The 15,115-nt window shown below is 52.1% G+C and carries 12 protein-coding genes and 1 pseudogene; 4 read left to right on the plus strand and 9 right to left on the minus strand.

What is annotated here, in order from left to right; translation table 11 throughout:
- Window positions 1–244 precede the first annotated feature (244 nt).
- The 4 genes from FBQ85_14415 to iolG all read left to right on the plus strand — a co-directional run bounded on the left by FBQ85_14415 (window position 245) and on the right by iolG (window position 5,019).
- Window positions 245–1,741, plus strand: coding sequence for a sugar ABC transporter ATP-binding protein (locus FBQ85_14415; protein MDL1876350.1), 1,497 nt, complete (start codon window positions 245–247; stop codon window positions 1,739–1,741).
- Between the two features lie 184 nt (window positions 1,742–1,925).
- Window positions 1,926–2,873 (plus strand): ribose ABC transporter permease, encoded by a 948-nt coding sequence (locus FBQ85_14420; GenBank protein ID MDL1876351.1) that lies wholly within the window; start codon window positions 1,926–1,928, stop codon window positions 2,871–2,873.
- A 64-nt stretch (window positions 2,874–2,937) separates the two neighbouring features.
- Complete coding sequence (locus FBQ85_14425) at window positions 2,938–3,888, plus strand: D-ribose ABC transporter substrate-binding protein (GenBank protein ID MDL1876352.1); 951 nt, start codon at window positions 2,938–2,940, stop codon at window positions 3,886–3,888.
- 96 nt (window positions 3,889–3,984) lie between these two features.
- Window positions 3,985–5,019, plus strand: coding sequence for an inositol 2-dehydrogenase (gene iolG, locus FBQ85_14430; GenBank protein ID MDL1876353.1), 1,035 nt, complete (start codon window positions 3,985–3,987; stop codon window positions 5,017–5,019).
- A gap of 139 nt (window positions 5,020–5,158) precedes the next feature.
- On the opposite strand, the gene FBQ85_14435 is transcribed toward iolG, so the two are convergent.
- From FBQ85_14435 to FBQ85_14475, 9 genes and pseudogenes are all read right to left on the minus strand, one after another.
- Window positions 5,159–5,980, minus strand: coding sequence for a carbohydrate ABC transporter permease (locus FBQ85_14435; GenBank protein ID MDL1876354.1), 822 nt, complete (start codon window positions 5,978–5,980; stop codon window positions 5,159–5,161).
- Window positions 5,977–6,915: a sugar ABC transporter permease gene (locus FBQ85_14440; GenBank protein MDL1876355.1), complete on the minus strand. Its 939-nt coding sequence runs from the start codon at window positions 6,913–6,915 to the stop codon at window positions 5,977–5,979. The genes FBQ85_14435 and FBQ85_14440 overlap by 4 nt, the downstream gene beginning before the upstream one ends.
- Window positions 6,912–8,312, minus strand: a complete 1,401-nt coding sequence (locus FBQ85_14445) for an extracellular solute-binding protein (GenBank protein ID MDL1876356.1) — start codon at window positions 8,310–8,312, stop codon at window positions 6,912–6,914. The genes FBQ85_14440 and FBQ85_14445 overlap by 4 nt, the downstream gene beginning before the upstream one ends.
- 19 nt (window positions 8,313–8,331) lie before the next feature.
- Complete coding sequence (locus FBQ85_14450; protein MDL1876357.1) at window positions 8,332–11,481, minus strand: hypothetical protein; 3,150 nt, start codon at window positions 11,479–11,481, stop codon at window positions 8,332–8,334.
- A gap of 171 nt (window positions 11,482–11,652) precedes the next feature.
- Complete coding sequence (locus tag FBQ85_14455; GenBank protein ID MDL1876358.1) at window positions 11,653–13,095, minus strand: sulfatase; 1,443 nt, start codon at window positions 13,093–13,095, stop codon at window positions 11,653–11,655.
- A 35-nt stretch (window positions 13,096–13,130) separates the two neighbouring features.
- Window positions 13,131–13,619 (minus strand): RDD family protein, encoded by a 489-nt coding sequence (locus FBQ85_14460; protein ID MDL1876359.1) that lies wholly within the window; start codon window positions 13,617–13,619, stop codon window positions 13,131–13,133.
- Between the two features lie 7 nt (window positions 13,620–13,626).
- Window positions 13,627–14,157 (minus strand): annotated as a pseudogene (locus FBQ85_14465) (Tat pathway signal protein).
- Window positions 14,093–14,533 carry a hypothetical protein gene (locus FBQ85_14470; protein MDL1876360.1) on the minus strand — a complete coding sequence of 147 codons (441 nt, stop codon included), beginning with the start codon at window positions 14,531–14,533 and terminating at the stop codon, window positions 14,093–14,095. Before FBQ85_14470 ends, FBQ85_14465 begins: the two are co-directional and overlap by 65 nt.
- A gap of 290 nt (window positions 14,534–14,823) precedes the next feature.
- On the minus strand, window positions 14,824–15,115 hold a 292-nt coding region (locus tag FBQ85_14475; GenBank protein ID MDL1876361.1), incomplete at its 5' end, for a CBS domain-containing protein.

The raw sequence follows: 15,115 nt of genomic DNA on the forward strand, positions 1-15,115 counted from the left end.
GCAGAATATTTTTTAATCATTCTGCCGAACCATTATCTGCCTTTCAAAATCTTCGCGGCGTGATAGTTTTTTTCAAAATAATACTATACTTCTCTCGTTTTCGTCCTGAGATATTCTCAAGCGTTTTCACGCGCACACTTCACGAAATTCCTGCTCATTGAAACAAGCATAACGCTGTTGCCTGCTTGACGTTTTCCGCCTGCCGGCGTATTTCGTCGCAAAATTTCTAACGGAACTCTCTCCCATGCCGGACGATTTCGTTTTACAAATGCGCGCCATCCGTAAAACATTTCCAGGGGTGATGGCGCTGGAGGGCGTTGATTTTGATCTCGCTGCGGGCGAGGTTCACGTGTTGCTGGGAGAGAACGGCGCAGGCAAATCCACGTTGATGAAAATTCTCAGCGGCGCCTATCAAAAGGATAGCGGCGCAGTTTTTCTGAACGGGCATGAGATCGACATTAAAAGTCCGAAGCATGCGCGCCTGCTTGGTTTCAGCATTATTTATCAAGAGTTCAATCTTGTTCCCCATCTTTCCGCGGCTGAAAATATTTTTTTGGGAAATGAGCCGCAGCTTTTCCCGGGCATTATCGATCGCAAAAAGATTTTAAACAACGCGGAGAAATTGCTGGCAGCGCTGGGCGTTCGCTTCGATCCGCGCATGCCGGTGCGCTATCTGAGCGTCGCGCAACAACAAATGGTGGAAGTAGCCAAAGCCCTTTCTCATGAGGCAAAAGTCCTGATCATGGATGAACCGACTTCGGCATTGACCACCAGCGAAATTCAGGAATTATTTTCCACCATTCGCCGCCTCAAAGCCAAGGGCGTTGCGATTGTATATATTTCTCACCGGCTGGAAGAAATCTTCGAAATCGGCGATCGCGTTAGTGTTTTGCGTGACGGCAAATACATTGCAACACATCGCCTCGCTGAAACCTCCGCAGCCCAACTGGTGCGCTTGATGGCGAACCGAGAATTACGCGAACATTTTCCCAAACAAAAAGCTGCACCCGGCAAAGAATTGTTGCGGGTTGAGAACCTGACACGAAGCAACAAACTTCGCGATATTAATTTCTCACTGCGTCGCGGCGAAGTGCTTGGTCTTGCCGGGCTGTTGGGTGCGGGCCGCACGGAGCTGGCGCGCGTCCTGTTCGGTGTGGATGCCAAAGATAGCGGCCGCATTTGGATAAACGGCCGGGAAGTCAACCTTAAATCACCGGCCTCTGCCATCAAACTCGGCATCGGCTTTCTGACCGAAGACCGCAAAACGCAGGGGCTGGTGCTCGCTCTTTCCGTCAAAGACAATATCAGCCTGCCAAATGCCGGCAAACTCTCCCGCTTTGGCGTGATGAATACGGCTGCCGAGGAAAAACTTGCCAGCCGCTTTGTGGAAGACTTGCGCATCAAAACGCCGAGTGTAAAGCAAAAAACGCTTTATCTCAGCGGCGGCAATCAACAAAAAGTCGTGCTCAGCAAATGGCTCGCCCGCGAGGCCGCGCTTCTGATTTTCGATGAACCGACGCGCGGCATTGACGTGGGCGCGAAGGTAGAGATCTATCAACTCATGAATCAGCTCACCGCGCAGGGTGTGGGCATCATCATGATCTCATCCGAGCTGCCGGAAATTCTCGGCATGAGCGATCGCATCCTGGTCATGCATCAAGGCCGGATTAGCGGAGAGTTTGAGGCAGGTGAAGCGACTCCGGAAAAAATTCTAAACGCGGCGTTGGGGCGAAGAAACTAGTTCGTAACTCTCAGCCCGTAAGAGTCAGAATAAAAAATCTCACGCAAAGCCGCAAAGAACCCACAAAGTTTTTCTTTGCGTGCCTTGGCGGCTTTGCGTGAATTCTTTGTTTTTTTGCACGGCGTTCACTTTTTAAAAACTATATGTGTCGTTTTTGGGCTTTCACCTTTCGCATCACGCAAACATGGCAATCAAGCAACTCCTCGTCCATCACGGGCGGCAATTCGGCACCCTCCTCGGCCTGCTGGTGTTGTGCGGCGCCATGTGGCTTTTGACGCCCTACTTTCTGACGATTTCCAATCTGCTCAACATCGCGCAGCAAACTTCGATCAACGCGATTATCGCGGTGGGCATGACTTTCGTGATCATCTCCGCCGGCATCGATCTTTCCGTCGGCTCGATCGTGGCGTTTGCCGGCGTCGTGATGGCGAGTGTGCTGCAAACCGGAATTCCGTTGCCGCTAGCGATCACTGCCGGACTGATCACCGGAACGTTGTGCGGCATCATTAACGGGTTACTAATCACTTTCGGCAAATTGCCGCCGTTTATCGCGACGCTGGGCATGATGAGTATGGCGCGCGGCGCCGCCCTGGTTTATTCCGAGGGCCGCCCCATCTCCGGATTCGAAGCGAGTTTGCGCAATTTTGCGATGGGAGAGTTTCTGTTTGTGCCGCTGCCGGTGCTGCTGATGCTCGTTATTTATCTTGCGGCACATTTTGTTTTACAGCGCACCAAGTTCGGACGTTACACCTATGCCATGGGCGGCAATGAAGAAGCGACAAAACTCTCAGGCGTGAATGTACGTTTTCACAAAACCATGGTGTATGCCCTGTCCGGTTTGATGAGCGCCATTGCTGCCCTCATTCTCACGGCGCGATTGAACTCGGCGCAGCCCATCGCCGGCATGATGTACGAACTGGACGCCATTGCCGCAACCGTTATCGGCGGCACGAGCTTAATGGGCGGCGAGGGTACGGTGCTGGGCACACTGATTGGCGCGCTCATCATGGGCGTGCTGCGCAACGGTTTGAATCTCCTCGGCGTCTCCTCCTTTCTGCAGCAAATCATCATCGGTGCGGTGATCATCATTGCTGTGTTGGTGGATACGGGTTTGAAGTCATCCAAAAAATAAGAGCAGCTCGCAACATTTCAGTGCTGATCGCTTGCTGAAAATAATTCCAATAACCGAAGGAGGCATGATGAAGAAGCTTGCCGTTTTACTTTTGGCTTTTATCATTTTCCCAACGATTGCCTGCAATCGCGGCCAGGAACAACAACAAGCGCAAGGTCCGCGTGTGGCAATGGTGTTCAAAACATTGAACAACCCGTTTTTCATCGATATGCAAAAAGGCGCGGAAGAAGCGGCCCAGCGCCTCAATGTAAACGTGACGGTGCAGGCGGCTGAGCGTGAGCTTGACGTTGAAAAGCAAATGCAAATCATCGAGAATCTTATTCAAACAAAGGTCGATGCCATTTGTGTGACGCCCAGCGGTTCGCGCGAGATTGTGCCTGCCATCGCAAAAGCCAATGCCGCCGGCATTCCCGTGCTCATTGTTGACACCCGGTTGGATGAGACAGCAGTGCAAGAGGCCGGCGTTGATTATGCCACGTTCATCGGCTCGGATAATTATGAGGGCGGCCGCGTCGCCGGGCAGCATCTTATCGAACTTATGCAAGGCCATGCGAAAATCGTGATACTCGAAGGCATTCCCGGCCACGAAACCGGCGATGCACGTTTGCAGGGTTTTCGTGATGCCATAAAAAATGCCCCCGGCATGCAAGTCGTCGCTTCACAACCGGCGAATTGGGAACGCGATCAAGGTTTCAATGTTTGTCAAAATCTTTTGCAAGCCCATCCCGATTTCAACGCGCTGTTTGCCTGCAACGACATGATGGCGCTGGGCGCGATGGAAGCGATTGCCGCTGCCGGCAAAAGCGGACAAATCACCATCGTCGGATTCGACGCCATTGTCGACGCGCGCCAGGCCATTCTCGCTGGCACACTTGCCGCTTCGGTCGCACAATTCCCCATGGAAATGGGCAGACTCGCCGTGGAAAACGCGGTCAAATTGCTGGGCGGCGAGACACTTCCCAAATTCACGCCGGTGAAGATTGAATTGATCAAGCGCGACAATGCGGCACTGTGATATGGCTTTCTCAGGAGTGGTTGCCATCGCGCTGTTTCATCAATCTTGCGATTGTACTTTAAATAAAGCGTGCGAGTGATTCTCGAGGAGTGTTGTATGTCAGAATTCAAGAAACACAAAATCAATCTCGGCTTGATTGGTTTAGGGCGCTTGGGAAAAGTCTATGCCCGCGATCTTGCGCATCGCATTCCGCACGCGCGTTTGATCGCAGTCGCGGACAGTGCCGCTGAGACGGCGCAGCAGGTTGCCGCGGAGTTTGAAGTACCGAAATGGTATGCGGATTCTTATGCTTTGCTTGAGGATAACGAAATCGACGCGGTTGTCATTGTTACGCCCACGCACACGCACAAAGAATTGGTGATTGCTGCCGCACAACAACAGAAGGCGATCTTTTGCGAGAAACCCTTGTCCTTATCGCTCGCGGAATCGCTGGAGATAAAACAAATTCTCCATCAAACCGGCGCATTTTTTCAAATGGGATTTATGCGCCGCTTTGATCGAGGTTATGTTGCCGCCAAAGAAAAAATATTGCGCGGAGAAATCGGCACGCCGGTGGTGTTTCGCGCCACCAGCCGCGATCCCTTTCGCCCGAGCTTGGAATATGCCAATCCCAAAAGCAGCGGCGGCCTCATCATCGACATGGGCATTCACGATTTCGATCTGGCGCGCTGGTTCATGGGCGAAATTCAAACAACTTACGCTATTGGCGGCGTGCTGGCTTATCCTGAAATGAAAACTGTCGGCGATGTCGACAACGCCATCATCAGCCTGACTTTTGTGGACGGTCGGCTTGGCGTGATCGATCTCAGCCGCAACGGCGTTTACGGCTATGACATTGCCACCGAGTTGCTGGGCACCAACGGTACCCTGCGCATCGGCTATTTGCGTGAAACCCCGGTAACGGTGATGACCAAAGACAACATTGCGCATGACACGGTGCCGTTTTTTATGGAGAGATTTGCCGGCGCTTATGTGGCACAATTGGAAGATTTTGTGGACAACCTGAGGTATGATCGGCAGCCGCCAGTGACGATTGATGACGGCATCGCAGCGCTGCGCGCGGCGCTGGCGGCCACGCAATCCCTGCATTCCCAACAGCCGCTCGCCGTCACATCAGTAACAGCCGCGTAAAATGGATTCTCTCAAGGATGCGACAATGTTGAAGAGAATCGCATAAGGCGTTCTTCGATGCGCCATTGATCAACAATTATCCAAATGCAAGAATCGAGACGATCACGCCATCGCCTTCGTTCTCAACTCCGCTCACAGTCTACTCCTTCAACCCCGCTGCCATAATCCCACTGATGTAGTATTTTTGTAACGCAATAAAAATGATCATCACCGGCAGAACCGTGATCACCGCGCCGGCCATCATGAGCTCGGTGTCTTGCACATGCTCGCCGGTGAGGTTGGCAAGCGCCACCGGTAAGGTGTACATTGAATCGTCGGTCAACACGATTAGCGGCCAGAGGAAATCGTTCCACGTGCCCATAAACGTGAAGATGGCAAGCGTGATGAGGATGGGCTTGCACAGCGGCAGAATCACCGACCAATAAATGCGAAAATCACTCGAGCCGTCCAGGCGCGCAGCTTCGATAAAGCTGTCGGGAATCGACAGTGCAAATTGTCGAATGAGAAAAATGCCGTAAATTGTCGCCATGCCCGCCACGATCACGCCGAGATACGTGTTGATCAATCCCACTTTGTTCAACATGAGAAACAGCGGCAGCGTTGTCACTTGCGCCGGAATCACCATCTCTGCCACGAGAAAGCGAAAAAGCCGGTCTCTTCCCGGAAAACGGTATTTGGCAAACGCATATCCTGCCATCGAATTGAAGAACAGCGAAATCAGCGTCACCGTCACGCTGATGATGACGCTGTTGAGCAAATAGCGCCACAGATGAAGCCGGGTGAAAAGCGTATAGTAATGTTCGAAAGTGAATTTGGCGGGCAGCAACTGGGGCGGGAAATTGCTGGCTTCTCCCGTGCTCATGAACGAGGCAGAAACCATCCACAACGCGGGCGTCAATGTGACAATAGCAATGATAATCGCCAGGGTGATCAGCACGATTTTGCTGATATTTTTCATCATGCCTCCCCTCGCTTTTGCAGCCGAGACTGAATCAGAGATCCCAACAGAATCACGCCAAAAAGCACGAAGGCAATTGCGGCGGAGTAACCCAAATTCCACCAACGAAAGCCTTGCTGATACATAAGCAGCACGATGCTCAACGTGCTGTTCACCGGCCCGCCTTGCGTCATGACATAAGGCTCGGTGAAGAGTTGAAAGTTGCCGATCATCGCGATGATGCTTACGAACACGGTGGTCGGGGCCAGCATCGGTAGCGTGATGCTCTTGAATTGCTGCCAGGTATCCGCGCCGTCCATGCGCGCGGCCTCATACAACTGTGTTGGAATATTCTGCAAGCCCGCGACGAAGATGATCATGTTGTAGCCGAAATTCTTCCAGATCGACATCAGGATAATCGCGGGCATGGCCCACACCGGATCCCCCAGCCAGTCAATCGGCGCGATGCCGAAAAAACTCAGCGCGTAATTCAACAAACCAAATCGCGGATGATATAGAAAACGCCACACGACGGCCACTGCCACCAGGGTGGTCACCACGGGCGCAAAATACACGGTTTGAAAAAAACTCCGGAAGCGCACCAGTTTGGAATTCAGCAACAGTGCCGTGCCAAGTGAAGCAGCGATGGAGAGTGGGCCGCCGATCAATACGTAGTAGAACGTATTGGCCATCGACTTCCAAAACAACGGATCATCGAGAAGCTGGCGATAGTTTTTGAGGCCGACAAAGCGCGCGTATTCGAAATTTCCCAACGAATAAATGTCAAAATCCGTGAAGCTCAAAAGGAAAGCCGCCAGTGCAGGCACGAAGAAAAAAACAAAAATCGGAATAAGCGCCGGCGCGAGAAAGAAATAAGCGGCGCGGCGAATGCTTTTGATCTCGCCGCTGAGTGAATGAGCGGGCAGGGCGCTGTTGACCGGCTTTGCTTGCGAATTCATTTTTGCTCCAGCATCCACCGCCGTTTTTCCAGGATGAGATTGACCTCGCGATCCAGCGCTGCCAACACTTCGGACACGGGTTTTTGTTGCAATGAAGCAACCTCCGCGTACTGCTGCACTTTCATGGCAATCTGTTCCCACTCCGGAATTTTTGGCGTGGGCACGACATGCTCGAGCTGGTCGTAGAACGCCTTAACGTAGATGTTGTTCGTGAATGAAGTATCCTGCCAAGCCTCGCGCACTGCCGGCAAATCACCGGTGATCCGGTAAAATTCCAGTTGTGTTTGCGCTTGCGAAAGATATTCGATGAGTTTCCACGCCGCCTCTTTCTTTTGCGATTTTTTGAAAAGCACCAAGCTCGCACCACCGGCCAGTGAAACGCCGGCTCGCCCTGCGTCGGGACTGGGCATGGGCGCCGTCATCCAGTGATCTTGCATTTCTGCCGGCAGCCGTTTCTTGAATTCTCCGATGTTCCACGGGCCGGTGAGGTACATTGCAAAAAAACCCTCAGTCAAACCCTGATAGATATTAGTCACTTGCGTTACGCCCACGGGCGCAAGCTTTTCACGATAAAACCTCATCAGGAATTCGAATGCGTTCGTGAATTCTACGCCGCTGAAATGGCCATAACGATCACCGTCCTTCAACAAGACGGAGCCTGCTTGCAATCCCGTAAGCACGAATGGCACCCATTCGTTGGTGGGCAGAAGAATGGCATACTTCTCCTGCCCTCCTGCCAGTTGTTTGATTCGTTTGGAAACATCATACCATTCGTCCCAAGTGCGGGGCGCATGATCATACCCTGCCTGCTGCAAAATGTCTTTGCGATAGAACAACAGGCGGGTATCGACATACCAGGGAATGCCAAAAGCCGCGCTGTCAATCAGGTTGGTTTCCCAGATGCCTGAGAAATAATTCTCCGCTTTGATCACATTCGAATGCGCTATCCAGGGATCGAGGTTCTCCAGCGCATCAAGCAGATGGAACTCAGGAATCCAGGTGTTGCCGAGCTGGCACATGTCAGGCAGCGAATTGCCGGCGTAAGCGGTGAGCAGTTTTTCGTGCGCCGCTGTCCAGGGTATGCCTTGCACTTTGACTTCGATATCAGGATAACGACGATGAAATTCCGGCATGAGTTTTTGTACATGTTCCCCCTCCGCGCCCATCGCCCAAAATTTAATAACAGTCTTCGATTCGATGGGAGCTTGACAAGCCAGAAACAACAGCGATAACACGCCGAGGCCAATTGCAGTCAAACTATAACCGCCGCCACGATTTGACCCTCTGAAAGAAACTCGTAAAAATTCAATCCTGGCTCTAAGCTTCGCAAGATTGCTTGCGAATAACAAGATGAAGTATTTGTACAAATGAAGATGGCTGTGTACGAATTCATTCATGGCAATTCTTGGTTTCCGTTTAATATGACAACTCGACCTTGGCGGGAAACGTAACAATCGTCACTGTATCGTTCGTAAAAGCCCTGCTAGTCTTGCGGTTCACGCGCACCGATTTGAGCGGCGTACCAAAAGGCGATTTAAGAACGATCCCGCCCTTCGGCATGCGCAGATCGCCGGCGATATGCACCACGACATTCCTCCCGGCCATTTTCATCGAGTAATTCAACACGCCGTCGTAAGTCGGTAGGCGCTCGACTTCAACGCCAACTGAATCGCGCACCCAATCTTCGAGAATGCCGGCGCCGATGACGAGCGCCTCATCGTCGGTTTCATACACGAACATGTTGCGCACGGCGCGAATGAAATCCGAGCCGACCCAGGTGTGCGGCATGTCGCCGATGAATTTTGTTTCCTTCGGATTGCGCCACACCACTTCGGCCCAATGATTCCATGCCGGCGGGCGTTGATCGCGCAAGAAATAGTTCAGCAGCTCGTGGGCGCGCCCCTTTTGTCCGAGCAAAATAAACGCGCCGATGTTGCGCACTTCGTATGGTGTATAATCCTTCCATTCGATTTTCCCGTCGCGGCGCTGCGAGAAAAACTGATAGTATTTCTCAAAAGTATTGTTGAGCTGCGGCTGTGGAATGTTTTCCAATTCGCCGCAGGGATCGAGGCCGATCGTCGTCGAAGTCGCATCGAAATCGCCCAACTCCACGCAACCTGGGATGAAGTCGATGCCTTTGTTCGCCATCGCCATTCGCATTGAAGCATACAAACATTTCTTGAAATCATCGCGCGCCGCAGCGAACTGTTCCTCATACTCACGCTCGCCCAAGATGGCGGCAATCATGGTCGCATCCTTCAGGCCTTTGACGCCGAAGAAGTCATCCCAATACGAGTGCATCGGTTTGGCGGAATAGCCTTCGTGGCTGATCGACTCGGGCAGCAAACCGTAGCACGCACGCTGCTCGGCCGTGCCGTTGAGATAAATTTCCGTTTTGCGTTGATCGCGCAGAAACTCGATGTACTCCACGGTTTTCACCACCTGCGGGAATTTTTGCCGCAGCCACAGTGTGTCATTCGTGAAGCGAAAGTATTGCAGCACCGCATAAATGAACTCGCCATGACTGTCGTTCTCCGGCACTGGATCGGCGCCGCGTGTATCGACTACGCACGGAATCTTGCCGTTGGGATATTGATATTGCGCGTACCAGTCGATGAACTCGCGCACTTCTTTTTGAATGCCAAAGCGCAGCAGCGCCGCCGACGTCAAAGCGCCGTCGCGAATCCACGAGCGATCGTAAGAGCGCGAGCCGGGCTGAATGCCGGCGCGGTCGCGATTGATGAGAATGTACGCCAGGTTCGAGCGCACGATGTTGATCAGTTTCTGCGCGGAAGCGGGCAGGCGAATTTCATACGTGCTGATTTTTTCTTCCCAAAACTTGCTCGTGGAGTGGCGTGCAGTTGCCGCCGCGTTCGGCATAGAAGTTGAGTAATTTTCATGAAATGGAATGGCGAGCGCGATGGACTTCTCTGCGCCAGGTGGCAAATTAAAACTATATTGCAATGCCGCTGAAGCGTAGCCAAAATGATCGGAAATTTGCCCCGCGGCAGGAAGTGCATCGCGTGAAATAAATTCGGTAACGTCGCCTTCATCAAAAACGGCTGCCCCAAATCCATCGGCGGGGCTTGACAGCAGAATTTTTTTCTTGTCGTTTATGACGATTTCACTGCCCTCACGACGAATCGTTTTTACTTTGACCGTGCCGCCCGGCCAATTCAGAAATTGCCACGGTGGATTGACTTGAAAAGGCCGGAGGGTGAGATAGAGGTGGCCGCGCAGCGTTTTGTTGCTGAGATTTTTTAAAACGTAATGCGTAAAGAGTAAAGAGCTATCGGGCGCGCCGGCAGCGAATGCGGTGATGTCCAACTTCAAATCATCGTGCGTCCTGGTTACGGTGGGAATGGGAAGATAGTTTTTTTCCAGAGATTGCGTAATCGTTGCGTCGTTCCATGTGAGCAGCTTGCCGTCGCAAAAGATAAACGGTTCGATGGAAAAACTGCTTTTGTCAACCTCGATCATGCCTTCTTCATTGATGAGCGCCTCTTTGGTGTCGTTGTTGACGCCCACGATGGTCCAATACGACTGCTCATGCTGCAAATATTTTGGGAAATATCCGCGCGGATAGTCAAGCGAAATGCGGCTAAAAAAGGCCTCGGGACTTTCGGCAAATTCAATCTTTTGGAATGAGACTTCGGCAATGGCGTAACCCTGCTGCCGCGCGCTGGCGAGCAAGTCGAGCTTGAGAAAGCGCGTTTGCTGATCGCGCAAATAGATGTAGCTTCTGCCGGGTTTGCCTTTGGCCACCGCATAAGCGGTTTCCCAAGTCTTGCCGTCCGGCGAAAGCAAGATGTGATAGGCGCGGGCGAAATCTTGTTTATCCCAATCAATAATCAAGCCGCCAAATTCGCAGTTCTTGCCCAGATCGAGGACGAGGGATTGTTGCTCCGGCTGCGCAGGGCTGCGCCATTGTGTTTGCGGGTTGCCGTCCAGAATCAGTTTGAGCTGGCTCTTGTTGCCGGTTCTGGTTGCCGCGCTGATAACCGGCGTCGGCAGCGTATCTGCCGGAGGCTCCAATTCTTGAAAAGTGAAATCATCGAGGTAGATTGAGCCTTTGCCGCCGGTCGAAGAAGCGACGAAGAACTCCACTTTATCAAAAGTTTTGAGGGAACGATCGGCTGTCGGTCCCCACGCAAAACTAATGTGCCGTTTTTTGATCCTAATACTTGTCCATTCAGTCGGAAACTCAAAGTTGCGTTGATTCAGCCACCAAACGTTGTCGCCGCTGGCATCGACCAGCTTGAACTCGAGATTGTTGCTGGGCGCTTCTCCGCGCAGATAAAACGAGAATTGAAAATTCTCCGGCAGCACCAAGGGCAGTTGCTTTTGAATGCCGCAATAACCCGCGCCAGTCACGAAGTCAAAATCGATTTTGATGCACTTGCCCGTGCGGCCTTCAACGAGCGCAATGTCAATGCGCACGCCGTCCGAGGCAATCGCTTTCCATTCGGTTAATGATTCAAAAGCGTCGAGCTGTTTGGTTTGCGCTAAGGAAATTCTACTCGAGAGTACGACTGCAAGCAAAACACAAAAAATTCTCTTATACATTTCCAATCCCTAAATTAGACAAACCAAAAAGCAAAAGTGCACGCAAAGACGCAGAGACGCCAAGATTGCGCAAAGCTTTTCTTTGCGATGCCTTTGCGCCTTCGCGGCTTTGCGTGAGTTCTTGGGGCAACAATTCAACTTCAACTGTTTTAAGAATCCACCGAATAGAGATCAATGATCAAAATGCACGCTCCGCTCCGCCGCCTGCCACAAGCCGCTGCGCCGCAACGGAATCGCGGCGGCTTTCTTTTCTTCCAGCCAATCGAATATTCTCTTACGCATGGCCTCGATCAAGCCTTTGTGTTCGGGGCGACCGATCAAGTTCACCATTTCATGCGGATCATTTTGCAGGTCATACAATTCATCAATATCCCAAATGCCGTGATAGGTGATGTATTTGTATTGCGCCGTGCGAATGCCGAGCATCGTGGGCGTGTGCGGGAATGGGCGCTCCCAAAAGTAGAAATAAAAAACCGCGTCGCGCCACGGCGTTTTCTCGCCTTTCAGCAAAGATAAGAACGATTTGCCTTCCATATTGTCCGGCGCTTGATAACCGGCGGCCTCCAAAATCGTCGGCGCGAAATCGACGTTTTGAATGAACTCGCCGATTTTCGTGTTGGGCTTGATCAATTCCGGGCAATGTGCGAGCAAGGGGATGCGCATGGACTCTTCGTACATTTGGCGTTTGTCGATCAAGCCATGCTCGCCGAAGGAAAAGCCGTTGTCGCTGGTGTAAAGAATCAGCGTCGATTCCAACAAGCCGTTTTTCTTCAATGTGTCAAGCAAGCGGCCGATGCTGTCATCCACGGCGAGCAGCGTCTCGCAATAACGGCGATAGAACGTATCGAAATCCATTTCGCCGTGATACATGTGATCCACGCCGTGCCAACTGTTGCGTTGCGCGCGCACCCAGGCCGGCTTGTTGTGATAGTTTGCCTCGGTGTTTGCCATGGTTGCGGGATATTCGAGCGCTGCTTTTTCATATTTGCCAAGATGCCGCTTGGCCGGCTCGAACATGGCATGCACGGCTTTATGTGAGAGATAAAGAAAGAAACGATCTTTGCGCTGCGTGTTGATCCAATCTACCGCGTAATCCATCAGCAGATCAGTGATGTAGCCCGGGTGCTTTTTGCGTATGCCATCAATATTGAATTCGGGATCGTAATACACGCCCTGGCCGGGAAAACTCACCCAGCGGTTGAAGCCCGGTTGTGGCTCGTCGCTGTGATGGCCCATGTGCCATTTGCCGATAAATGCCGTTTTGTATCCCGCCTCCTGCAAATAGGTTGGAAAGAAAACATTGCCGGGCGGCATCGGGCTGTCATTGTCAACCACGCCGTGCGCGAAGGGATATTTGCCGGTGAGAATCGAAGCGCGACTGGGCGAGCAGAGCGAAGTCGTGACGAACGTGTTTTGCAAATGCGCGCCGCGTTGCGCGAGTCGGTCAAAATTGGGGGTCTGTAGAAATTTCGGCTTGCCGGTGAAACCGAAGAAGTCGTAGCGATGATCGTCGCTGAGAATAAGAATGATGTTGCGCGGCTTGGCGTTTTCAATCTTTTTGAGAGAGGCAAACGAGGCAGAATTTAACCAAGGCAGCGCGGCGGCGCCGGCCATTGTTGCAAGAAATTTGCGGCGGGAATAATCCTGGCTCATGCCTTGCCCTCCTTTATCACAATCGTCTCAGCGATGCGGTCATGCACGGTTTGTTTGTTGGGGTGGATGAAGTATTGCAGAAATCCAAAGCCGAGTTCGAGCGCCGAAGCGCCGTAGCCGAGTGCGCGTTCGAGGGCATGCCACAGCGAAATGTGTTCGTGCGTCAATGAGACCACGCGAATTTTCATCAACCACTTGCCCGGCGTTTTGCCGTTGCCAAAGTAGGTAAACAAGCCAAAGTAGAAGACGAGAAAAATCAGGCTGTACCAATTGGCAAAATCAAATTTGAGATTGATATCCGCATCTAAATCTACCAACCCCAAATATGCTAAAAGCTTCGCGCCGAAAATCAGAATGAAGAGGAACAATAGGAAGGCAGCGAGAAAATCGAACACAAAAGCCACAGCGCGTTGTGGGAACGATGCTAATGGCACTCCTTTGATCTGATCGAGTCGTGCGGCATGTTGAGGTACGTAGGTTTGCATGGTTCTCCTATTTTATATTCTCCAACCACCCACCCGTGAACCCCGCGCGCTGCAAGCCTTTGACGATATACTTGTTCTTCTTCATCACATTCCACACAAAACCGTTGCGCAGGTTTTCGATCATGATCACAATCGGGCCTTGATCGATGCCGAGGTAGTCATCATCAAACCAACCGTTCTGCGTTTTTGGCGTGATATACGTTGGATTGAAGGAATCGAGGAAGCCGTATTTTTGAAAAAGCGCGTTGCCATATTTCGCGTGCATGGCTTTCAACGCCGGAATGCAAATCTCCGGCGCAAAGGCGATTGAGCCACCCGCAGCCGTGGGCGCAATGGTGCCGTCATCTTCAATCCAATCGAATGACACGCCGCGCGCGCGATACGACCAAAATTGACGTTGGCGGCCCGCAATCGTGAACGTTGTATCCTTCGGCCCGTCGCACGCAGTCCACCCCCAAATGTTCTCCGCATAATCACGATAGTGATGCGGGTTTTCTTGGGCGTAGACTTGTTGCGTGTAGGTCGCGCGCCGGGAGTTCGATCAAACTTCCGCCGCGCAATACGCGCACATGCGGCACGGACATCTTCTTGAGCGCGGCGATGGCCTGCTCTGCGCGGTATTCCTGAATGAAACCGAGGAAGGCATATAACGCGACGATCGAAATGATGGCGATGGTATTTTTGGTATCGCCGAGCAAACCTGCCACAACCGCCGCCGCGATCAGGATCAAGACCATCGTGGCGGTGATTTGCTCCCAGAGGATTTTCAGAGGGGTCCGCCCGCCGCGCTCGATAAGTTCATTTGCGCCGTATTGAGCGAAACGTCTCTGCGCCTCCTCCGCGGTCAGGCCTGAATCTTGGGAGGAGCCGGTTTCGTCCAAAGCTTGTTCGATTTCTATCGTGTGCCAGTTCATTTGTTTGCTTCCATATTCTTGATAAGTTTAATCCATTTTGATTCATTCATGCCATATCGGCTTGACAGGTTTTTAAAAACTTGCCAAGTCTTGTTCGCACATAAAAAGACCATCGTCAAAATATTGACGATGGTCTTGCCTTTTCAGAACAGCCGGTGGCGTCTCGCGCCACGTATTGACGACTGTGCTACCCGGTGTTCAGGCGGCTAATCCCCATCGGAGTATTTACCAAGTATATGGATAAAACGATTTTCGTGGTTAAGAAACCTCTTACTTGAGTCCGGCTGGCATCAAGGTGTGACGGCGATCCGCGAGGATTGCAGCGCGGTGCGGATCATCAAATATTCGGTGATGTTCTCGGCTGTGACGATACCCACCAACTGGCCTGCGTGGGTAACAGGCAGGGATGGAAAACCCGATTCCTGAATCTTCATCAATGCCATTTCGACCATATCGTAAGAGTCCACTTCCGGTGGATTGCTCCGCATCACCGCCGAGACGGCAATGTTTTGCCCGTGTTGGGTGAGGGCAGCCAGGAAATCATCGCGTGTGACCACACCTAGGATGCGTCCGTCATCGTCA

It is taken from the genome of Cytophagia bacterium CHB2, from assembly GCA_030263535.1.
Classification (GTDB): Bacteria; Zhuqueibacterota; Zhuqueibacteria; order Zhuqueibacterales; family Zhuqueibacteraceae; genus Coneutiohabitans.